17 protein-coding genes are annotated in these 21,557 nt (G+C 64.8%); 6 read left to right on the top strand and 11 right to left on the bottom strand.

Going from position 1 to position 21,557, the window contains the following annotated elements; translation table 11 throughout:
* Nucleotide 1 precedes the first annotated feature (1 nt).
* Both otsB and O3297_RS06000 read right to left on the bottom strand, forming a co-directional pair.
* Nucleotides 2-763, bottom strand: a complete 762-nt coding sequence (gene otsB / locus O3297_RS06005) for a trehalose-phosphatase (RefSeq protein ID WP_305048047.1) — start codon at nt 761-763, stop codon at nt 2-4.
* A complete protein-coding gene (locus O3297_RS06000) occupies nt 763-3,051 on the bottom strand; it encodes a trehalose-6-phosphate synthase (protein ID WP_305048046.1) in 2,289 nt (762 codons plus the stop codon). The genes otsB and O3297_RS06000 overlap by 1 nt, the downstream gene beginning before the upstream one ends.
* Before the next feature lie 239 nt (nt 3,052-3,290).
* Between O3297_RS06000 and O3297_RS05995 the strand changes: the two genes are divergently transcribed.
* The 4 genes from O3297_RS05995 (at nt 3,291) to O3297_RS05980 (ending at nt 7,301) form a co-directional block, all read left to right on the top strand.
* Complete coding sequence (locus O3297_RS05995) at nt 3,291-4,406, top strand: mechanosensitive ion channel family protein (RefSeq protein ID WP_070256285.1); 1,116 nt, start codon at nt 3,291-3,293, stop codon at nt 4,404-4,406.
* Nucleotides 4,407-4,455: 49 nt separating this feature from the next.
* Nucleotides 4,456-5,751 (top strand): sodium:proton antiporter, encoded by a 1,296-nt coding sequence (locus O3297_RS05990; protein WP_305048045.1) that lies wholly within the window; start codon nt 4,456-4,458, stop codon nt 5,749-5,751.
* A 106-nt stretch (nt 5,752-5,857) separates the two neighbouring features.
* Nucleotides 5,858-7,039 (top strand): serine hydrolase, encoded by a 1,182-nt coding sequence (locus O3297_RS05985; protein ID WP_151094974.1) that lies wholly within the window; start codon nt 5,858-5,860, stop codon nt 7,037-7,039.
* A 91-nt stretch (nt 7,040-7,130) separates the two neighbouring features.
* Nucleotides 7,131-7,301: a hypothetical protein gene (locus tag O3297_RS05980; RefSeq protein WP_305048044.1), complete on the top strand. Its 171-nt coding sequence runs from the start codon at nt 7,131-7,133 to the stop codon at nt 7,299-7,301.
* On the opposite strand, the gene O3297_RS05975 is transcribed toward O3297_RS05980, so the two are convergent.
* Nucleotides 7,298-7,681: a YkvA family protein gene (locus O3297_RS05975; protein WP_052140069.1), complete on the bottom strand. Its 384-nt coding sequence runs from the start codon at nt 7,679-7,681 to the stop codon at nt 7,298-7,300. The genes O3297_RS05980 and O3297_RS05975 overlap by 4 nt on opposite strands.
* A gap of 92 nt (nt 7,682-7,773) precedes the next feature.
* Between O3297_RS05975 and O3297_RS05970 the strand changes: the two genes are divergently transcribed.
* Nucleotides 7,774-8,889 carry a DNA topoisomerase IB gene (locus O3297_RS05970; RefSeq protein WP_305048043.1) on the top strand — a complete coding sequence of 372 codons (1,116 nt, stop codon included), beginning with the start codon at nt 7,774-7,776 and terminating at the stop codon, nt 8,887-8,889.
* On the opposite strand, the gene O3297_RS05965 is transcribed toward O3297_RS05970, so the two are convergent.
* A complete protein-coding gene (locus O3297_RS05965) occupies nt 8,843-9,073 on the bottom strand; it encodes a hypothetical protein (RefSeq protein WP_305048042.1) in 231 nt (76 codons plus the stop codon). The genes O3297_RS05970 and O3297_RS05965 overlap by 47 nt on opposite strands.
* Before the next feature lie 264 nt (nt 9,074-9,337).
* Here O3297_RS05965 and O3297_RS05960 point away from each other — a divergent pair, with 264 nt between their 5' ends.
* Complete coding sequence (locus tag O3297_RS05960; protein WP_305048041.1) at nt 9,338-12,712, top strand: hypothetical protein; 3,375 nt, start codon at nt 9,338-9,340, stop codon at nt 12,710-12,712.
* 19 nt (nt 12,713-12,731) lie between these two features.
* Here O3297_RS05960 and O3297_RS05955 read toward each other — a convergent pair whose 3' ends face one another.
* The 7 genes from O3297_RS05955 to O3297_RS05925 form a co-directional block, all read right to left on the bottom strand.
* Nucleotides 12,732-13,544 (bottom strand): ferritin-like domain-containing protein, encoded by an 813-nt coding sequence (locus O3297_RS05955; RefSeq protein ID WP_305048040.1) that lies wholly within the window; start codon nt 13,542-13,544, stop codon nt 12,732-12,734.
* 43 nt (nt 13,545-13,587) lie between these two features.
* Nucleotides 13,588-14,499: a DNA-binding transcriptional regulator DsdC gene (dsdC, locus tag O3297_RS05950; protein ID WP_305048039.1), complete on the bottom strand. Its 912-nt coding sequence runs from the start codon at nt 14,497-14,499 to the stop codon at nt 13,588-13,590.
* Nucleotides 14,499-15,818 carry a D-serine ammonia-lyase gene (locus O3297_RS05945; protein ID WP_305048038.1) on the bottom strand — a complete coding sequence of 440 codons (1,320 nt, stop codon included), beginning with the start codon at nt 15,816-15,818 and terminating at the stop codon, nt 14,499-14,501. Before O3297_RS05945 ends, dsdC begins: the two co-directional genes overlap by 1 nt.
* Nucleotides 15,819-15,939: 121 nt before the next feature.
* Nucleotides 15,940-16,371, bottom strand: a complete 432-nt coding sequence (locus O3297_RS05940) for a hypothetical protein (protein WP_305048037.1) — start codon at nt 16,369-16,371, stop codon at nt 15,940-15,942.
* A 291-nt stretch (nt 16,372-16,662) separates the two neighbouring features.
* Nucleotides 16,663-18,747: a TonB-dependent receptor gene (locus O3297_RS05935; protein ID WP_305048036.1), complete on the bottom strand. Its 2,085-nt coding sequence runs from the start codon at nt 18,745-18,747 to the stop codon at nt 16,663-16,665.
* Nucleotides 18,748-18,836: 89 nt separating this feature from the next.
* A complete protein-coding gene (locus O3297_RS05930) occupies nt 18,837-19,232 on the bottom strand; it encodes a DUF2946 domain-containing protein (protein WP_151094957.1) in 396 nt (131 codons plus the stop codon).
* A gap of 55 nt (nt 19,233-19,287) precedes the next feature.
* Nucleotides 19,288-21,432, bottom strand: a complete 2,145-nt coding sequence (locus O3297_RS05925) for a TonB-dependent siderophore receptor (RefSeq protein ID WP_305048035.1) — start codon at nt 21,430-21,432, stop codon at nt 19,288-19,290.
* Nucleotides 21,433-21,557 lie beyond the last annotated feature (125 nt).

Raw genomic sequence — 21,557 nt, 5'->3', positions numbered from 1 at the left:
GCTACTCCTTGAAAGGGGATACGGACGCGGCCAGCAGCGCGGCGCGCAAGGCGCCCGGGCTGGCCAGGCGCAGGGTGGCGGCGCTGGGGCCGCTGCCCACTTTCACGCCCTGCCCGCCTGCTTGTTGTACAAAGGCAAAGCCTGCCTCGTCGGTGGTGTCGTCGCCCGCAAACACGGGCCGGCGGCCGGCGAATGGGATTTCCTGCATGAAGGCGGCGATGGCACCGCCCTTGTCCGTGGCGGCCGGCTTGGCTTCCAGGACCATTTTGCCATGCAACAGCAGTACCCCCGGGCACGCTTGCACGGCTGCGGTCATTTCCTGCAGGCATAATTGCTCGAGATCTGGCGCCAGCCGGTAATGCAGGGCCACGGCACCGCGCTTCTGCTCCACCAGCAAACCGGGGTACCTCGCCGCCAACGCCTGCGCACGCGCCAGCACGGGCGAGACATCGGGCGTGGCCGCCACATGCAGCACGCCATCGGCGCCGCGCCGCTCCACGCCATGCACGCCGGCAACCGGCAGGGTCAAGGGCGCCAGCATGGCATCGATCTGGACTATGGGACGCCCGGAAATGAGGGCCAGCGCGCCGCCGTGGCGCTCGGCCAGCAGCGCCAGCGCTTCGACCACGCCCGCTTCCAGGCGCACGCCATCGGGCGTGGACGCCAGGTCGACCAGGGTGCCGTCGAAGTCGAGGAAGACGGCTGTGCCAGGCGTACCCAGCAGTTGCAGCAAGGCCGCGCTATCGTCAGGGGTATCGTCCATCAGATCCCCTTGCGCCGCTTGATGCGGCTGTGGGCGTCGATCTTGGTCATGACCTTGTCGCGCTGGCGCAAGCGGGCCGCGTCCAGCAGCATGCGCCCGGCCCAGCGGTAGACATTGAAATGTTTCACACGGGCCCGCATGCTCTTCATCCGCTCGCGCTGCTCCACGGGCGGCATCACGAGGGCGCGGTACAGGGCGTCGGCACCCTGCTCGATGTGATACGGGTTGATGATCAGCGCTTCATGCAGCTCGCGCGCGGCGCCCGTAAATTGCGACAGCACCAGCACGCCCAGTTCGTCGTCGCGCGCGGCGATGAATTCCTTGGCCACCAGATTCATGCCGTCATGCAAGCTCGTCACCATGCACACTTCCGAGGCGCGGAAATAGCGTTGCAAATCGTCCTGGCCGTGGTGTTCGGCTTTCAGCAGGATGGGCACATAGTCTCCGCTGCCGAAACGGCGGTTGATGCGTTCGACCATCTTGCGCACGCGCGCGTCGAAACTTTGATATTCATCGAGCGAAGCGCGGCTGGGAGCGGCGATCTGCACAAAGGTAAAATTGCCCACCATGCCAGGCTGCTGTTCCAGCATGCGCTCGACGGCCTGGAAGCGCTCGACGATGCCCTTCGTGTAGTCGAGGCGGTCCACGCCGATGCCCAGCAAGTGGTCGGATGCCACGCCCAGCTCGCTGCGGATTTGCGCGCGGCAGGTGGCTACGTCCGGTTGCGCCGGATTGTCTTCCGGCCAGGCGATGGAAATCGGGTAATCCTCGACCTGCGTCATCTCGCCGCCATAGGAAATCGTCGACGCTTCCGGCTCGATGCGCGTTTCCAGGTAGCGGTCCACCGTTTCCAGGAAATTCTTGCGGTGGAATGGCGTATGGAAACCGAGGATGGTGCTGCCCAGCAGGCCGTCGAGGATTTCTTCGCGCCAAGGGCAAATGCCGAACGATTCCGAGTTTGGCCAGGGGATATGCCAGAAAGTGATGATCGTCGCTTTCGGCAAGGCTTCGCGCACCATGCGCGGCAGCAATGCAAAGTGGTAATCCTGCACCAGCACGACGGGATTGTCCGTCTTCGCCTCGGCGATCACGGCGTCGGCGAAGCGGCGGTTGACCTTCACGTACTGCTCCCAGTCGGACGAGCGGAACACGGGGCGCACGTGGGCGATATGGCACAGCGGCCACATGCCTTCATTGGCGAAGCCATAATAGTAGCCCTGCTCTTCCTCTTCCGTCAGCCACACGCGGCGCAAGGTATAGCTGGGATTGTCGGGCGGCACGGGCACGTGGTCGAGCTTATCCACCGTCTCGCGGTCGGCGGAACCGGCGCCATGCGCGATCCACGTGCCGGAACAGGCGCGCATCACGGCTTCCACGGCCGTCACCAGGCCGCTGGCGGGACGCTGCACGGTGATGCCGGCATCTGTTTTCGTGTGGATATACGGTTCGCGGTTCGACACCACCAGCACCTGGTCGCCCTGCAAGTCCGCTTCCAGCAAGGCGCGCAGCTTGTCCGGCGTCCAGTCGGACGACCAGCCGTTGTCGCCCTGACGTTCCAGGTGGTATTCCTGCAGTAATTCGCGCAAGTCGCCAATCAGCGGCTGCATTTCCGGCGGCGGCGCGGGCGCGGCAGCGGGCGCCGTGGCGGCGGCCACTGCGCCATTACTTTTCGGCAGCAATTCTCCCCGTAAAATATCCTTCACGGCCGACAGCCAGCCGCGCCAGCTCAGGTGCGCCACGAACACGGTCATCAGGGAAATCAATACGGCCAGCACGGCCAGGAAGGCAAAGATGAAGCGCTTGGTATCCGTATTGCGGCGCTCGACAAAGCTCATGTCCTGCACCAGCACCAAACGGCCCAGCTGGGATGCATCCTGCATCACGGGCGTTTCGCTGATGTGGACTTGCCCTTGCGGCAATTGCGCCAGGGATTTGTACAGGCCGCCCGTGGAAGGCGTGCTCCAGCAGCCGATGGAAGCGGGATATTGCGCGGACTGGTAAACCAGGTGGCCCGCGTTGTCGCAAAAGCCGATGGCGATCAGGCGTTCGTCGCGCGTGGCGCCCTGGAACAGTTCGCCGATGCGGGTGGCATCTTGCGCGGGCAGGTATTCGGTGAGCGAGGGGCGAAGGGTTCCGGCAAGCAATTCTGCCCGGCTGTCGAGGTCGCGCACGTACCAGCGCAGGGTGATATTGTCGAGCAGGGGTACCACAATATAAGCAAACAATCCCAGCACCAGAGCCAGTGGCAGGATGAAGCGCAAGGACATTCGGAGTGATCGTACTATCATCGTTTTCCTTTGCAAAAACAAAAAGCATGGCAAGTATGACTATGTTTCCACTGCGGCGACGCCCGTTTGCTTTCCGTATTGAAACGTCAACATGGCATGGCGCAGCGCAGCAATTTCTTCCAGTATCCACCTTGACGCAGGTCTTATCCGTACGGCAACGCACGCCCCCGTTACGCCATCTGCCCGTAAAATACCCGCTTCCGACATCCCCCCCTACCAATTTCAAGGAGTTTTCGCCTATGGATCTCAGCACGTTCCACTCGCTGATGGGAGGCCCGCTGCGCTCGGCACTGACCGTGTTCGTTTCCGCCCTGCTCGTCACCGTGGTCGCCATCGGCGTGCACCGGGCCGGCATCAGCCTGCTGAAAAGACTGGCCAATGGCCGCCCATTCACCACTAACGCCACGCGTGTGGCCTTCCGCGCCAGCCAGCTGTGCGTGATCGTCTTCGGCCTGCGCATGGTGCTGGCCGGCGCGCCCGACGACACGCCGGGCCTCGTCGCCATGTCGCATATCACCAGCGTGGCGCTGATCATCGCGCTGACCTGGCTGGCCATGCAGTGCATCCAGGCCCTTTCCATCACGATTTCCGAAGTCAATCCCGTCGACGTGGCTGACAACCTGCGCGCGCGCCGCCTGATCACCCAGGCCCGCGTGCTCACGCGCAGCGCGCACGCCATCGTCGTGATCCTGGGCCTGGCCTTCGTGCTGCTGACATTGCCCGGCGCGCGGCAGATCGGCGCCAGCCTGCTGGCCTCGGCCGGCGTGGCGGGCCTGGTGGCCGGTATCGCCGCCCGTCCCGTGCTCGGCAATTTCATTGCTGGGTTGCAAATTGCGTTTTCGCAACCGATCCGCATCGATGACGTGCTGATCGTCAACGGCGAATGGGGCAAGGTCGAGGAAATCAAGGGCACGTATGTCGTCGTGCGCGTGTGGGACGAGCGCCGCCTGATCGTGCCGCTGCAATGGTTCATTGAAAACCCGTTCGAGAACTGGACGCACAGCTCGTCCACCCTTCTGGGCACGGTGTTCCTGTGGCTCGATTTCAGTATCCCGCTCGAACCGCTGCGCGCGGAACTGACGCGCATCTGCGCATCCGCCACGCAATGGGATGGCCGGGTCTGCACTGTGCAGGCGACGGATTCGAACGAGCGCGCCGTGCGCGTGCGTTTTCTGATCAGCGCGGCGGATTCAGGCCTGGCCTTCGAGCTGCGCTGTATCGTGCGCGAGCAGATGCTGGCATTTATTACGGCCCACTACCCGCACGGCCTGCCCCGTTTGCGCTCCACGCACGACCCCATCGAGCTGCACGCCATGCAGGCGCAGAACGACAGCGTGTCGCTGCACAAGGCTTGAAAAACCTGCGGCGCGCTGCCCTTGTACGCGCGCCGCTACAATGGTTCGCATGAGCACCACCGCCTGGTTCATCCTGATCGGCTGCCTGATGCTGGCGCGTGGCCTGGGCGCCGACGGCATCGCGCGCCTGCCCTTGACCTCGGCCATGGCTTACCTGGGCGTGGGCCTGCTGCTGGGCCCCATGTTCCTCGGCCTGTTTGCGTTCGACCTGGTGCAGCAAGCGCCCCTGCTGGAAACCCTGACGGAAATCGCCGTCCTCATCTCTCTGTTTTCCGCCGGCGTCAAGATGCCCGTGCCATTCAGCCTGGCGCGCTGGCTGCCGTCGCTGCGCCTGGCGTGGCTGTCGATGGCTATTTCCGTGGCCCTGGTGGCCGCGTTCGCCTACTGGGTGCTGGACCTGCCATGGGGCGCGGGGGTGCTGCTGGGCGCCATCCTCGCACCCACCGACCCCGTGCTGGCCACCGACGTGCAGCTGCGCCATGCGGGTGACAGCGAGCAATTGCGCTTCATCCTGACCAGCGAGGCGGGCATGAACGATGGCAGCGGCTTTCCTTTCGTCATGCTGGGCCTGGGCTTGCTGGGCCTGCATGAACTGGGGCCGCACGGCGCCACCTGGCTGTGGCGCGATTTGGTCTGGGCCAGCGCAGGCGCCATGGCCCTGGGCGCGGCCGGCGGCGCGCTGCTGGCCTGGCTGGGATGGCAGGTGCGCGCCAAGGAACCGAAACACGCGATGCTGGACGATCTGGCGGCCCTGGGCTTGATCGCCCTCGTCTACGGCCTGACTACCTGGCTGCACGCGTGGGGCTTCCTGGCCGTCTTCTTTGCCGGCGTGGCCTTGCGCCAGACGGAACTGCGGCTGGCCGGCGCGCCGAAAGACCGGCAAGGCTTGCTGCAGGCGGAAGAAACCCATGCCGTGTCCGCCACCAAGCCGCACGGCAGCGACGTGCCGCTGACCGTCAGCGGCGAATCGCTCGTCTTCAAGGAACACCTGGAACGCCTGTCCGAACTGACCCTGGTGCTGTTGCTGGGCGGCGCCGTGACGGCCGCCGCCTGGAACTGGCAAGCGTGGAGCGTAGCGCTGTTCCTGCTGCTGGTGGCGCGCCCGGCCAGCGTGATGCTGGGCTTGCTGGCTTCGGGCACCAGCATGCGCCTGCGCGGGCTGGCCGCGTGGTTCGGCGTGCGCGGCATCGGTTCGATGTACTACCTCAGCTATGCCATCGCGCATGGCTTGCCGCGCGGCCTGGCGCGCGAACTGGCCGACATCACCCTGGTCGTCGTCATCCTGTCCATCGTCGCGCACGGCCTGACGGTCAAACCCCTGCTGGAGCGCTACTGGCGCAAATAGGCGCCAGCCCCTCATTACCATTGCTGTGTAGCAATGTTTTGTCAATTGCCCCTATGGCTGGCAGAAATATTGTTAAGATCATTCAAAATGGCAAAAGAGAGAAGCAATGAAACGAAGAAGCGTGCTGGGACTGGGCGTCTCACTGGCCCTGCTGCAAACGGGCTGCGCCACCGATCCGGCCAGGCTGGCGTGGGAAACGGCATTTGACGGCTTCATGCGCGATGGCCTGGCCCGCACGGAAACGCCGGGCATGAGCGTGGCCGTGGTGCGCGGCGAGCGCACCATATTCGCGCGCGGCTATGGCTGGGCCGACATCCAGGCCGGCAAGAAAGCCGATGCCAACACGGTGTTCCATGTCGCCTCCGTCAGCAAGCTCGTCACGGCCACGGCCATCATGATGCTGCTGGAACAAGGCGCCTTCCAGCTGGACGACAAGGTGGCGGCCCACCTGGACTTTCCGCTCATGCATCCGAAGTTTCCCGATGTGCCCATCACCTTCCGGCATTTGCTCAGCCACACCTCGGGCATTTCCGACGCCGTGTACGAAAAGACGACGGCGTTTGCCGTGCAGGGCGACCCGCGACTGCCCCTGCGCGACTTCGTCAAGGGCTATCTGTCGCGCGGCGGCGCCTGGTATGACGCGGATGTGTCGTTTGCCGCCCGGCCCGGCACGGAATGGCGCTACAGCAATGTCGGCATCGCCCTGCTCGGTTATCTGGTGGGCCGCTTAAACCCCGATGGCCTGGACGCCTTTGCGCACGAGCACCTGTTCGAACCGCTGGGCATGGACAGCACGGCCTGGAACCTGGCCGGCTTGCCGCGGCGCGCCGTCATCGCCCAGCCGTATGCGCACAAGGAGCCGGGCCTGCAAGTGTTGCCGCCCGTCGGCTATCCGGACTGGCCGGCCGGCTTGCTGCGCAGCTCCGCGCATGACTTTGCCCGTTTCCTGGCCATCTTCAGCAATGGCGGCCGGGTCGATGGCCACCGTTACTTGCAAGATTCCACTCTGCAATTATTTTTCGCCCCGCAAGCGGCCCCCGTCGTGCCTGCCGATGCGTCCGTGCGCCAGGCTTTGGTGTGGCAGTTGCGCGACGTCGACGGCAAGCCGCTGGCCACGCACAGCGGCGGCGACCCGGGCGCCGCGTCCGTCGTCTGCGTCGACCGGGCCAGCAAGACTGCCGTGCTGGCCTTCGCCAACGTCAGCGCCGACAAGGAGTTTCGCTCATTCCAGAAAGAAGTCGTGCTGCGCCTGCTGGCGCATGGCGGCAGCGGCGCGCCAGCGAGGTAGGCATGCCGCTTGTGTGAGCGGACGCACGGTGGCGCGCGGGCAAGAAAGTATGCTGTGCTGGTCAGACTTGACACTCAACGAGGAGACCAGCATGACTAAGCGTATCGGCAACAAGGACGTGGCGCAGCAGCGCAGCAAGAGTGAAAAAGCCCGCATCAGGGCGCAGAACATCGCCAGCGAAGCGGTCAAGAGGGCCGAGGCCAGGGCCCGCTACCGCAATGCCGTCAAGGGCCAACCGGGCCAGCCCGCTCCCGGTGCCTAGACGCCGAACCAGCCGCGCAATTTCTCGGCAGCCCGTTCCTTGACCTCGGCCGTGATGTAGGTGGCGACCGTGGCGACAGCCGCCGCCAGCACGGCCAGGTCATCCGCATAGCCGACCACGGGCGTGATGTCGGGAATCGCATCGATGGGCGAAATGAAATAGCCGAGCGCGCCATAGATCGCCGTCTTGGCCCACAGCGGGGTATTCGGCTGCTGTGCCGCGTAGTACAGCCACAGGGCTTTCTCGATGACTTCGCGTCCCGCCGTCTTGGCGAACTTGACGACCTTGTCCCAGAAGCTGTCATCCGTGTATTTCTTTTCATACTGTTTGTCGGCCTGGGGGGCGTGGTCTTCTTCCAGATTCTTTTTTCTGCCAAACATCTGCTGCTCCTGTCTGCCGCGCACGGCGTTACGAATGCGCACCTTAGCATAACGGCGCGGCGGGTGCGCGGCCTGCAAGGTAAGCTATCGTCATGGAAATATCTGCCACCACCACGGCCCGCGCCGCCGGCCTGCGCTACACGGGCGACCACCAGGGCGGCATCGCCCGCCTGGGCAAGCCCGGCAAGTTCCGCTACCGGGACGCGGACGGGTCGATCCTGCGCGATGCCGCCATCTTGACGCGCATCAAGGCACTGGCCATTCCACCGGCCTGGACGGGCGTGTGGATCTGCCCGCACGCCAACGGCCACCTGCAGGCGACGGGACGCGACGCGCGCGGACGAAAACAGTACCGCTACCATACGCGCTGGCGCCAGGTGCGCGACGAAGCGAAATATGAGCGCATGCTCAGCTTTGGCCGCGCCCTGCCCGCCATCCGCACCGCCGTCGCGCGCGGCATGCAGTTGCCGGGCTTGCCCCGTGAAAAAGTGCTGGCCACCATCGTGCACCTGCTGGAATTGACGATGATGCGCATCGGCAACGAAGAATATGCGCGCACAAACAAATCGTTCGGTCTGACCACGCTGCGCACGCGCCACGTGCAGGTCGACGGCAGCGCCGTGGCCTTCCACTTCAAGGGCAAGAGCGGCGTGCGCCACGATATCCGCCTGAGCGACCGGCGCCTGGCCAGGGTGCTGCAGCGCATGCGCGAACTGCCGGGGCAGGAACTGTTTCAATATGTCGATGCGGAGGGCGAGCGCCACGGCATCGGCTCGGGCGACGTCAACGATTACCTGCGCGAGGTGACGGGCGAAGATTACACGGCCAAGGACTTCCGCACCTGGTCCGGCACCTTGCTCGCCGCGCTGGCCCTGCAAGCGTTCGAACAGGTCGACTCCGATGCGCAAGCCAAGAAAAACATCGTGCAGGCGATCGAGTCCGTGGCTAAAAAGCTGGGCAACACGCCGACGATCTGCCGCAAGTGCTATGTGCATCCGGCCGTGCTGGAATCGTATCTGGATGGCAGCTTATTGGAAGGCATGCGCGCGCGGGCGCGGCAGCAAATGCAGGACGACCTACAGGCGCTGGCGCCGGAAGAAGCTGCCGTGCTGGCCTTGCTGCAGCAGCGCCTGCAGGCGCAGGCCGTCAACCAAGGGGCGCTCAAGCCTGGCGCGCGGGCTGCGGCTGGCACTGGGCCGACAGTGTGAGGGCATCGCTGCTGCAGACGGGCAAGGAGCCATGGCCAGCCTCGCGCGCCACGGGTGCCGGCGCGGCATCACTGGCCGGCGCCTCGCCCGTATTGGTCAAGGTGGCCGCCAGGGTCGAGAAAGTAAACAGGCAGATCAGCAAGAACGGCTTGTTCACGTGAATGGACTGGTCTGGCTTTTGCATCGCATACTCCGTCGGACTGGTTGGCTGTTGCAGCATGAACACGATCATCGCGTGTTTCCGCAAGGCATACAATCAGACAGTTTCGACAAGACGGGTAGGACAGCGCTGACAGGCTCAGCCATAACGTCCCGTGTCGGCAGATTTGACACCTGCTCCGGCCCGCCTCGACCAAGCCCTTGTTTTTACAGAAAAAATTGTTCGGGAATGCTTCCTGCTTGACCTCTTGCCTGGGCACGCTTGGCGCCAGTCAACGGGGGAACGATCATGAGCTTTATCAAACAGGCGCTGCTGGCGCTGCTGCTATGCGCAATGTCTGCCGCGCACGCCACGAGCATCGGCTACACGGCAACATCGCTGGGCGGCACGCAATGGCGCTACGACTATACGGTCAGCAATACCACCCTGTCCATGCCCATAGAGGAATTCACCTTGTTCTTCAGCGTGGGCCAGTATGCCAATCTGCACAGCGTTTCCACTGCACCCGGCTGGGACATGCTGCTGGTGCAGCCCGATCCCGCCATCCCCGCCAGCGGCTACCTTGATGCGCTGGCGCTGGCGGGCGGCATCGCGCCCGGCGCCACGGCCACGGGATTTTCCGTCACCTTCGATTACCTGGGCGCGGGCAGCCCCGGCGCCCAGCCGTTTTCTATCCTCGACCCCGTCTCCTTCATCGAGCTCGAGGCGGGCACCACGCAGCCGGCCGCCATCGCCCTGCCGTCCACGCCATGGCTGCTGCTGGCCGGCGTGCTGGCCATGGCCGGCCTGCGGCGCCGGCAACTGGCCGCCGCCGCGCTGGCCCCCTTGCTGGCGCTGGGCCTGTGCGCGTGCGGCGGGCAGAACGATCCCACGCAAGCACCGACGCCGAAAGTCATGCTGGCCGGCACCGCAACCGCCGTCCAGGCCGCCGGGGACTTCGAAGTGACACAGCTGGAAAAGGTGGCCGAACAGCGCGTCAGCCGCACGGCCTGGGACTATACCTACCGCGTGCATATCCGCAACAACAGCAGCGCCGCGGCCAGCAATGTGCAAGCCGTGCTGGCCAGCGTGCCCGAAGGCAGCACCATCATCGATGGCGACGTGCTGGCCGGTAGCATCGACGCGGGCGCCACCGCCACGCCCGACGACACCATCATCGTGCGCATCGAGCGCAACATCGCCTTCCAGAGCAGCGGCCTGGCGTGGACTTTCAGCGCCAATGCCGGCATCGCACTCGATCCCGTGCGGCCGGCGCAGGTGGTCGTGCTGTCGCTGGCCGAGCTGGGTTTTACGGACGGCGCCGACAGCGTTAAGGCCAGCGGCGCCGTCACGGACGTGCTGCTGCAGGACGGCAGCCTGCGCTTTTCCACGCCTGGCGACACGGGCGTGGACCAGCACGCGCAGTTTTTCCTCAGCAAGGGTAACAGCGTCACCACCCTCGACCTGCTGATCCAGACGGAATTGCCCACGGCCGTGGAAACCTATGTGGAGCCGGACGACGATGGCAACGTGCCCGCCACGGCGCCCGTGCTGGCCATCACCGGACTTGGGCCGAACAACCGGCTGCAGGCGACCGCGCTGGAATTTCGCCTGATGGGCGCCGCCCCCACGAGCCTGCAGGAGGACAGCGATGGCCTGCTGTCGACGCCGGGCGGCGCTTCCGTCAGTCTCAAGCAGTATTGGGTCTTCGATGCGGCCAGCAACAGTTTCCGCATCAGCGCCGCGGCCATGCAGCAGATGCTGATACTCCTGCCCAACGGCACCTACGAGATAAACCTCAATTTTGTTTCGCAGGATGGTGAATTCACGGCCAGCTATGCCCTGATCGCCATCAAGTCCGGTACCGTGCTGCAAGGCCAGCTGCGCACTCCCACGGGCGGCAATGCCACGGGGCTGGCCGGCAAGAAGATGTTATTGGCCGGCTACAACAACCACCAGCGCCAGGTGGCCGTGGTCGACGCCACGGGCGCCTTCCATTTCGATGGCGTGCTGCCCGATACCTACCAGCTGACCTTGAACGATCTCGTCCACCCGGGCGTGGTCAGCGTCAGCACCGCCGTCTTCGACAACAGCACCACCATCAACGTGGACATCGTCTATCCGTACGGCCCCGGCCTCGCCCAGCGCGCCGCGCCGCAAAGCTACGCGGCCGCCACTGTCACGCAGGATGGCGCCGGTCCGCCCGCGCGCGCCGAGACAGCCGCGCCCCGCGCCGTGCCGGACGTGACGCCGCAGGATGACGAGGGCAGCAAAACGTTCACGGCCACGGCCGCCGCGCAAAACCAGACCATCAGCGTGCCCGTCAGCTACACGGTCCCCAAAGGCACGAAAAACGTGGGCGTGAAAATCACCGTCAGCACGGCCGAGTACCCCGTCTATACGACGGCGCAAAGCCAGTACAACGATACCTGGTCGTACGCCGTGACGGGACTGCCCGGCGTCAACCTGGCCGCCACGGGCGCCGTCAACCAGACGCATTACACGCAGGGCAGCATCGTCAGGACCGAATGCGTCGATGTCACCAAGCAAACCCAGGCCGGAGCGTTGAGCCTGGGCGGCAATGTCAGTGCCACGAATATCGGCGACAGCTCCCTGGCCACCGTGACGACGGTGGAACTGAGCCTCGTGTGCAAGGGTTTGAAGGTGACGCAGGCGAAATTCAGCTCGCCCAACAAGGCCGCCCACCCCGTGCTGCAGCCGATCAAGCTGACGGGCAATCTGCCGGGACCGTATGTATCCGTCTCGCAAGGAGCGACGACGGCCACCCACACCTTGCCGCTGGAACTGCACTACACGCCGGCGGCGGCGACGATTACGGAGGTCAATATCGGCATTTCGGCCGGTGGCGGCAATCCCGCCTTCAGCACGGTGAATTTATTGTCTCAGGTCAATACCAAGAGCGCCGGCAAGGTGAAATTTCCCAGCCTTGTGCTGCCCGTCTTTGCCGGCGCCAAGCTCGACAAGAAAGCCGTCGTCACGGTGCGCCTGAAGGGCCGCATCGACAATACCGACGCCAGCTCCGACCCGGCCGAAGGGGGGCAAGTGCAATTCAAGGGCGACACGGCCTACATTCCCCTGTATCTGGCCAATAATGAAGCGGCGCTGGCGGCGCGCCGCTATGGCGCGCGCGATGCGGGCGGCGATTCGTGGGCCACGCGCCTGGCCATCGCCTGGCTGGCGGGCAATGCCTACCGCTTCGACGACATCAGCGGCCAGTACGTGACGCAGACGGCCACGGGCCGCTCCATCCTCGGCCACAGCGGCCACAGCGACGGCCAGCAGATCGACTTGCGCTATGCGGACGGCGCGGGCGGCTACACGGATACACTGGGCGGCCAGAACAATGGCGCCGACATCGAGAAACTGATCATCGCGGCAAAGGCGGAAGTGGTCAACAACCCGGAGCAAAAGCCGAAGCTGGCGGCCTTGCTGGCCTGGATCGCGGCCAACCGCGCCATGCTGGCCCAGGAGGCGTTACCGGCCAGGACGCGCGTCGTCTACATCGGCCCCAGCTTCGTCAAGCTGGCGCTCGTCAACGGGCGCTTTTCCGCCGATCCGGCCGACAAGATCCCCGGCGCGGGCGCGTGGCTCAAGCCGATGAAAGTCCATATCGAGAAGGGACACCTGAGCCACTGGCACATCAGCCTGACGGCCCACCCGTGACCGCCACGCCGCGATGGCCTCAGGCGGGCAAATCGGACAGTTCCAGCTCCGAAAAGCCCGCCCGGCGCCGCGCTTCCAGGTTGAACGGGCCGCGCAGGGTCGGGGCCTCATAGCGCAGCGCCAGCTCGGCATAGGTGGCGCGCAATTCCAGGCCCCTTTGATCGCACAGGTAGCCATACCAGCGGTTGCCGATCTCGACGTGCCCCACTTCATCGCGCAGGATGATGTCGAGGATGGCGGCGGCGGCCATGTCTCCCGCCTGCGCCAGCTTGGCGCGCAGCGGCGGAATCGCGTCCAGGCCCCGCGCTTCCAGGGTGCGCGGCACCAGCGCCATGCGCGCCAGCACGTCGCCGCGCGTCTTGTCGACCATTTCCCACAGGCTGTCATGGCCGGGGAAATCGCCATACGTGTGGCCCAGCACCTGCAGGTGCGCCTGCAGCATGGCAAAGTGCGTGGCTTCCTCTTTCGCCACGCGCAGCCAGTCCGTGTAGTACTCGGCCGGCAAGTCCGGGAAGCGCCACAGGGCGTCGAGGGCCAGGTTCATGGCGTTGAACTCGATGTGCGCCAGCGCGTGCACGAGCATGGCGCGCCCTTCCGGCGTGATCATCGAACGCCGCCCCACCAGGCGCGGCGGTACCAGCTCCGGACGCTCGGGGCGGCCCGGCACGGGGCCGGTCGGCGCCAGCGGCGCCTGCGCATCGAGCGCCAGCTGCGCTTCGGCCATGGCCGCCACCATCGCCACCTTGATCGCCGGGTCCGGTTCGAGCAGGCAGGCCAGCGCAGATGCACGCAATTCCGCTGGCGCGGTGGAGGTCAAGGGAGATGGTTGCATGGGGCTGCTTTCTGGCGCGTTGTTTGGTAAGGCGCGCAGTGTATCAAATTGCCTGCCCCAGCAGCCAGTCGAGCAAGGCCTGCACCCGTGCCGGCAGCGCGGCGCGCCCGCTGTGCACGAGGTAATACGCCTGCGGGCTGGCCAAGGCAAAACCGCCAAACGGCAAGACCAGTTGGCCGCTGGCCAGCCACGGCTGCACCAGCTGGCGCCGGCCCATGGCCACGCCCGCGTGGTGGATGGCCGCCTGCGCGCACAGGTCGGCGCGGTCGAAGCGCAGGCTGCGCGCGGGCAGACTCACGTCTGGCGCCTGCCTGTCCAGCCACAGGCGCCACTCCGCATCGGGCGCGCAGGCGGGCCAGGCCAGCGTGTCGTGCAGCACCGTCGCGCTGGACAAGTGATGTGGCGTCTCCAGCAGACCGTGTTCGCGCGCATAAGCGGGACTGCAGACGGGCGCCAGCCATTCATCCATCAGCTTGCGCGAGGCCAGGCCGGGAAAGCTGCCGTCGCCATAATGCAAGGCCAGGTCGACCTGGCCGGCGCGAAAGTCCACGCTATCATTACCCACGCGCAAATCGATCGACACGTCCGGATACTGCGCAGCGAACCCTGCCAGGCGCGGCACCAGCCAGCATTGCGCCACCGAGGGACGCGCATGCACGGTGACGCTGCCCGCCAGCGTGTCGCTGCCGGCAATGGCCGCCTGCAGGCCGTCCCAGCCCGTTTGCAGGGCGGCAAAGATGCGCTCGCCGTCCTGCGTCAGCCTGACTTGCCGCGTCAGGCGCTGGAACAAGCGCAGACCCAGGCCCGCCTCCAGCCGCGCGATGCGGTGGCTGACGGCGCTGGGCGTGAGCGCCAGTTCCTGCGCCGCCAGCGCGAAGCTGGCATGGCGCGCCGCCACGAGAAAGGTGTGCAGGTTGGCGAACTGGCTGGCCGTGAGCGCCGCGCCGGCCGGCATCAAGCGGCTCCGGCCGCCAGCAAGGCGCGGCCCCGCGCCACGTAGGCGGCCATTTCCGCCTCGGGAACCATGCTGCCGCCCGTGCCCCACACCAGATGCGTGGCCTGCGCCAGATTCTGCTGATATTGCGGCGCAGCCAGCACGAAAGGGATACCCGCGAAACCGGCCACGGCCGACGGTTCCAGGCGCAGCTGCTCCGTCTGCTCCAGCGTCGCCAGCAAGCGGTACAGTTCTTCATCCGTGACGGTGGCGTAGCCATCGATCAGCCGCTGCATGGCCCGTCCGACGAAGCCCGACGGGCGTCCCACGGCCAGGCCATCGGCGGCCGTGAGGTTGTCGATACCGATCTCCTGCACGCTGATCCGATCGTGCAAGCCCGTGTGCACGCCCAGCAGCATGCACGGCGAATGGGTCGGCTCGACAAACACGCAGTGGACATGGTCGCCAAAGGCCAGCTTCAAGCCGAATGCCACGCCGCCGGGGCCGCCGCCCACGCCGCACGGCAAATACACGAACAGCGGGTGCGCGGCATCGACCGTGACGCCGCTTGCGGCGAACTGGTCTTTCAAGCGCTGGCCCGCCACCGCGTAGCCGAGAAACAGATCGTGCGAGTTTTCATCGTCGACAAAGTGGCAAGCCGGATCATTCTCCGCCTGCCTGCGGCCCGCTTCCACGGCCACGCTGTAGTCAGTCGCGTACTCGACGACGGTGACGCCGTGGCTGCGCAATTTGTCCTTCTTCCACTGGCGCGCATCGGCCGACATGTGCACGGTGGCGCGAAAGCCCAGGCGCGCGCTCATGATGCCAATCGACAAGCCCAGATTGCCCGTGGAACCGACGGCGATCGCATACTGGCCAAAGAAAGCCCGCACGGCGTCGCTGGCCAGCAAGCTGTAATCGTCGCCCTCCTTCAGCAAGCCGGCGTCCAGCGCCAGCATTTCCGCATGTTTCAGCACTTCATAGATACCGCCACGGGCCTTGATGGAGCCGGAAATGGGCAGATGGCTATCCTGCTTGAGCCACAGCCGACCGCCAGGCATGCCAAGCGCCGCCTGCATGGCCGGCAGCGGCACGACGGGCGACTCGATGATGCCGCCGCTGGCCTGCGTTTCCGGGAAAGCCCTGGCCAGATAGGGCGCAAAACGGGCCAGACGCGCGCTGGCGGCCGCCACATCGTCCGCCGTCAAGCCCACGTCGTTCAAGGCCTCGGCCACCGGCGCGATGGCGGGATTGAACCAACTCAAGGGCTGCAAGGCCATCAGTTCTGTAATCAGGGGAAATTTTTCGCGCAGCGCGGCGATGGCGGAAGTGGGCAGCATGGCAACCTCGTGTAAGAACAAGCCATGATTAGACCGCATCCGGGCGCGCCTGGCAAAGGATGGTTGATCAGGCAATGGGTGACGAAGAATCACCTGTCATGCCGCAACAGAAAAAACAAGGCTATTCGCCAGGAGCAAGCGCCCTGGATTTTTTGCTGTTTAAGAACGAGGCGATGAACACGGCTGGAAAACAGGCCAGCCAAAGATAGCATCCGGCGCCGAATCCCAGCACCGTGTAGGAACCATTATCACTGGGAATTATTTTAATGCCAAAGGTAGTCAGTGCCAGCGCAAAGCCCAAAAAGGCGGCCAGCATCGCGGCACTGGGCTTCTCATTCGAGAAGTACATGGCAAAAATAAGCAGCGGATTGGCAAACCAGGCAAAACTGCCGGCCAACGGCCCTAGCCAGCCGAGCAATAACACGCCCCCACCCAGCAAGACTTCGTGGGAGTCCACGATTGCCGTTAAAAACAGGGATGCCACATACGCGACAACAGTGAGGGACAGCACGATGGCGGCGGCATCTTCGCCGAGTATTTTTTGATATTTCACAGGTTTCCGATGGCACGAACGGGTGTAGCAGGACGATGATGGCTAGGAGAAAAACCACTCTCCTTACGGTTTTAGCGGCACGGCGCCCACTTCATACCACACCCGCAATCCTCGCCATCGCACGCCTGTGCGGCAAACGCCGAAAACAGGACGCCATGCAGCATAACAAATTACCAAGAAGAAACATCCACACATTCTCACAAGCACCCGGCCAGCGCCGATGCGGTGCATTCGGCAGGCGCCTTCCACCTGCCGCAGCGGCAACTGGAAGGCGCCCGCGGATTGCCAGCCTTAGAACTTCAGCTGCAGCCCCAGATCAATCGACCTGCCCTCGGCCGGCAAGGCTTGCAGTGCCCCGCCGTTCGTTTTCAAGCCCGACAGGTACACGCCGCCCAGCGGGTCCGCATACGCGCGGTTGAACAGGTTGCTCACGCCCGCGCTCAGGCTGGCCATCTTGCCCAGCGCCACGCTGCTGCGCAGGTTGACGAGCGCATAACCGCCCGTTTCGGGTTCGAAGCGGCGCGCGTCGACCTTCTCCTTGCGCGCCACGATCTTCGTCTCGATGCGGTTGCTCCAGGCGCCCAGCTTGTGCTCGACGGCCAGCAAGGCGTTGAACGGCATCATGCGGTACAGGTCGCCGCCATCGCTGCGCTTGCCCCGCGTGTATGCGGCGTTGCCGCTGGCCATGAAACTGCCCCAGCGCGTGCTGCTGGCCAGCGGCAGTTGCCATGCCACATTGGCGCCGTACAGTTTGGCGTCGTGGTTGGCAAAGCGCAGCAAATTACCGTTCGCGCCCATTTTCATATACGGGTGGAAAGATGCCAGCACGTCGACGTCGATGTAATTGTCGACCTTACTGTAGTACGGGTTGACGCGCACGAACCAGCCCTCCTCGCCGCCGCCATGCCAATCGGCCGTGAAAGCCGCCGTGTAAGCCGTCTCGGGCTTGAGGTCGATACTGCCCACATAGCCATTGCCATCGCCAAACCAGTTGGTCATGGTCATCGCCATCGAGCCGCGGCCCCACGAGTAGCGCTCGTACAGGTTGGGCGAGCGCACCTTGCGCGCCAGCGCGAATTCATAGCTGCTGGCCGCATCGGGCGTGAAGGTGGCTTGCGCGGAGGCATCGATATTCGTGTCGCGCTGGCTGCGGCTGCGCGCATTGAAAGCCCTGGCTGCCATCACGTCCGGCATGTTCATCATGTTGGTGCCGTACGATTGCACGTCGCCCGTGTCCATGCGCACGGATTCGCCGCGCAAGCCCAGCACGCTCGTCCAGCGCGCATCCTGGCCATGGCGCGTCTCCAGCTCGCCAAACAGCACGGTGCGGTCGCGCTTGCCGTCGTTGATGTTCAGATAGGTGCGCGGCCCCATCATCATGGAACCGGGCACGGCTGGCCAATAGTCGTCGAGGCGAAAACCGTGCCACTCCTGGCCCAGGCGCAACTCGCCCGCAGCGGTCGGCAAGCTGGCCATCAGCGCATAGCCCGTGTTGCGTCCATGCGTAATCATCGGCATCGTGCCCGTGCGCTCCGGCGTGAAAAAGCCCATTTCGTGGTCCGTCTGCTGCCAGTAGGCGCGCGCGTCCAGCACGCCCCAGGCAAATGTGCCCTGGTAAGCCAGGTTGGCGAACTGGCCGTGGTTATCCGTCATGTCCATGTACTGGTTGGGAAAACCCTGGTACGGGATGTGCTGCACGCCGGCGCGCAGGGTCAGCTGCTGGCCATCGCGTTTCGCCGCCAGCACGATGGACTGGTTGATGCTTTCAACCATGCTGGCCAGCACCGTGTTGCCATGGCCATCTTCATAGCTGTGGCCGCGCGTGTAGGCGCCGCTGTAGCCGATGCTGAGCATATCATTGGCTGCCGAGGCATTCACACTGGTCGCCACGCTGTTGTTGACACTGCGGCCGGACACGGCAAAGCTGCCTTGCGCGAGCAGCCCTGCGCCGGGCTGGGCGAACACGGGGGCGTTCGACTGCACCTCGATGGTGCCGCCGATGCTGTCGCCACCCGCGCTGACGGGCGTCACTCCGGCAATCAGCTTGATGCGCTGCACCTGCTGCGGGTCGATATAGGACAGCGGCGCATTCATATGGTTGGCGCAGGCCGACGTCAGTTCCATGCCGTCGATGCGAATCTTGATGCGATCATCGGCGAAACCATTGACGACTGGCAAGCCGGAGACGCCCCCGCCGGCCGCGACGCTGTAACCGGGGGTACTGCTGAGCATCAGCGCCGTGTCGGCCGCGGGACGGTAGCCTTCCTTGACGCCCGCGACGATGACTTTCATCTCGGGCAAGACCTCTTCAGTGCGGGTTTGCGCCACAGCGGGCATGGCGATGGCGAGGGAAATCAATAACGGTAAATGTTTCATGGTGCTGCTTTCAGATTCTGTATGGGTAAAACGAACAGACGCAAGCGCACGACACGCGCGGCGCAAGGCAGTTCAGGGAAAGGGACAGATCAGAAAACGGCGGGCGGCCCGCGGGGCTGGACGGGTGTCCAGGCGAACAGGGGCGTGGCGGATTGGTAGAACAGCAGCGGCAGCAAGCCCGTGAGGATTTCTCCGGAAGCGAGCACCAGGGTCGTGGGGGGAATATCGAGGGTGGCCGCATGCATGCTGCAGCACGGGCAATCGCCCATGCGCATGCCGCCCTTGGAGGTATCGGGCGCGTCCGTGGAGAATGCCGCGGGCAGCATGTTCATGCCGCCCGCCACCGAGCAGATTTCCAGGCTGGGCACGGCCAGGCCGCTGGCGACCGTCAGCGCGCGCGACACCGTAGGGGCGAGCGTGGCCAGGAAGATGGCGATACACGCGATCCACAGGACGATGCTTGCCTTGCCTTTGCTGATGAACATGGCAACATTGTATCAGGGCAAGCACCCTGCGCACAGGGTCCAGGTCAAGCCTTCCCTACCAATCCACTTTCATCGACAGCTTGACGGCGCGCGGAGCGCCGGACGCCAGGCGCGTGCCGGCGCCGGCCCAGTAGCGCTTGTCGGCCGCATTTTCCACGTTGAGCTGCCACACGACGGCCTTGTCCATCACGCGGCTCGCATAGCGGGCGCCCGCGCTGAACAGGCTCACGCCGCCGAGGAAAGCCTGGTTCAGGTCGTTGACGGGACGGGCGCTGTAGTAATACGCGCCGCCGTTGACGGACAGGCCCGGCACGGCGTCAAACGCGTAAGCCAAAAAGGCGCTGGCCGTGCGTTTCGATGCGTTTTCCGGCGCCTTGCCGTTGTAGTCGGCGTTGATGCGCGCAAAGCTTGGGTCGAGGAACTGGGCTGACGTCTGCCACGACAGCTGGCGCGTCAGCTTGCCCTGGGTCGACAGCTCCAGGCCACGGTAGCGCTGTTCGCCATCGGACGTGAACACATTGCTGGCGTTGGTGTAGTAGCCGGGGCGCGTGATGTCGAACAACGCGGCGGAAAGCAAGGTGCCGCTTGGGGTCAGCCAGCGCGCGCCCAGCTCTTTCTGTTTGCTGACTCCGGGCGCCATCTTGACGCCCTGGTTGGCGGTGCCCGTCGGCCCCGTCTCCCCCTCCTCCAGCCCGCGCGCCGTGGACACGTAAAACGACAGCTCGGGCGTGGCCTTGTAGATCAATGACGCCATCGGCGTCGTCTTGCTGACGTCGTAGTGGCTGGCGCCCTGGTCGCTTTGATAGCTGCTGCGGCGCACGCCGATGACGCTTTGCCATTGCGGGCTGAAGACCATGCGGTCAAGCGCGTACAAGCCCGTGTCGCGCGTGTCGAGCGCGGCCGTCGTGGGCGCCGTCGGCTTGGGACCGAATACGACATTCGTCACGGGCACGGGGTTGTACAGGTTTTGCGAGGCAATCGTATAGTTGCTCTGGTAGATAGGATCTTGCGACTTGTCAGTGCGCGAGGCGCCCAGGGTCAGTTCATGGGCGATAAAACCCGTATTGAAATTGCCAGCCAGTTCCGCGCGCAGCAGGTCCGACGCCGTCACGCTGTGCTGGATATTGCCCGTGATGCGGCCCGCGCCCGTGGCCAGCGCGGCCGCGTTGTTCAGGCGGAAGATGGCCAGGCGGCGGTCGCGCGCCGTTTCCGAGTGGCCCGCTTCCACCGTCAAGGCCCAGCCATCCGTGATGGCATAGTCGGCGCGCAATTGCGCGTTTTTCGTCTGCGCCTCGAAATTCGACCAGTCGGGGCCGATCAGCTGGCGCGGATCGACGGCGCGCGGCAAGCTGATCACGCCTTTCACGGCCGTGGGCAAGGCCACGCCCGCCTGCTCCGTCACCCTGCGGCGCTCGTATTCCAGATCCGCCTTCAGCAGCAGTTTGTTCGTTACTCTCCAGTCGAGCGCCGTGGAAAGGAAACGGCGGTTGCCGTTGCCGACATGGTCCAGCCAGGAACCCAGGGTGCCGCCGGCCGCGTTGATGCGCACGCCGAATTCCTGCTGCGCGCCGAAGCGGCGGCCCACGTCGACATGCGCCACGGCACTGCCGCGGTCGTCGAGACTCAGGCCCATGCTCGTGACGGGCTGGCTGCCGGCCCGCTTGGTGACGAAGTTGACGACGCCGGCTGGCGAGGTAAACCCGTAATACAGGGCCGAGGCGCCCTTCAGCACTTCCACCCGCTCCTTGTTCTCCATGGGCACTTGCGAAAAGTTCATGATGGGCATGGAACCGTTCAGGCGGTAATTCGTGCGGTTTTCCACGGCGATGCCGCGTATCACCAATTGATCCCAGGTCTCGCCGCCATTTTGCTGGCGCGTCACGCCCGCCGTATTGCGCACGGCGTCGTACAGGCCGGACACGGCTTGCTGCTCCAGCAATTCGCGCGTGATCACGTTGACGGTCGACGGCACGTCCATGATGCTGGCGCCACGAAAGCTGCCCGCCTCCGTGGTGAGCGGCACCAGGCCCTGCGCGCGGGCGCCCGTCACCTGCACCGCTTGCATGACTTTCTCATCGCCAGCCGTCAGGTCGTCCTGGCCGCTGGCCCCATTGGCCGCCAACACGGCGTGGGAAGCGAAGGCCAGCGACAGGGCTGCGGCGACTGGAAGTAAACGGGTGCGGGGAAAAGCGACAGGCATGACATCGGGCTTTCAATGAGAAAATATGTACAAATGGAAACTTACGGTTAGTGGCCATGATACCGGTAATGGGAATCATTATCAATAAAAGGTGAGTTTGTGTGAGTTTTACAGAAGAAACAAGA

The organism is Janthinobacterium sp. SUN128, from assembly GCF_030587275.1.
GTDB lineage: Bacteria > Pseudomonadota > Gammaproteobacteria > Burkholderiales > Burkholderiaceae_D > Janthinobacterium > Janthinobacterium lividum.
The sequence above is the reverse complement of the archived record's forward strand: the minus strand, read 5'-3'. Positions and strand labels throughout refer to the sequence as shown.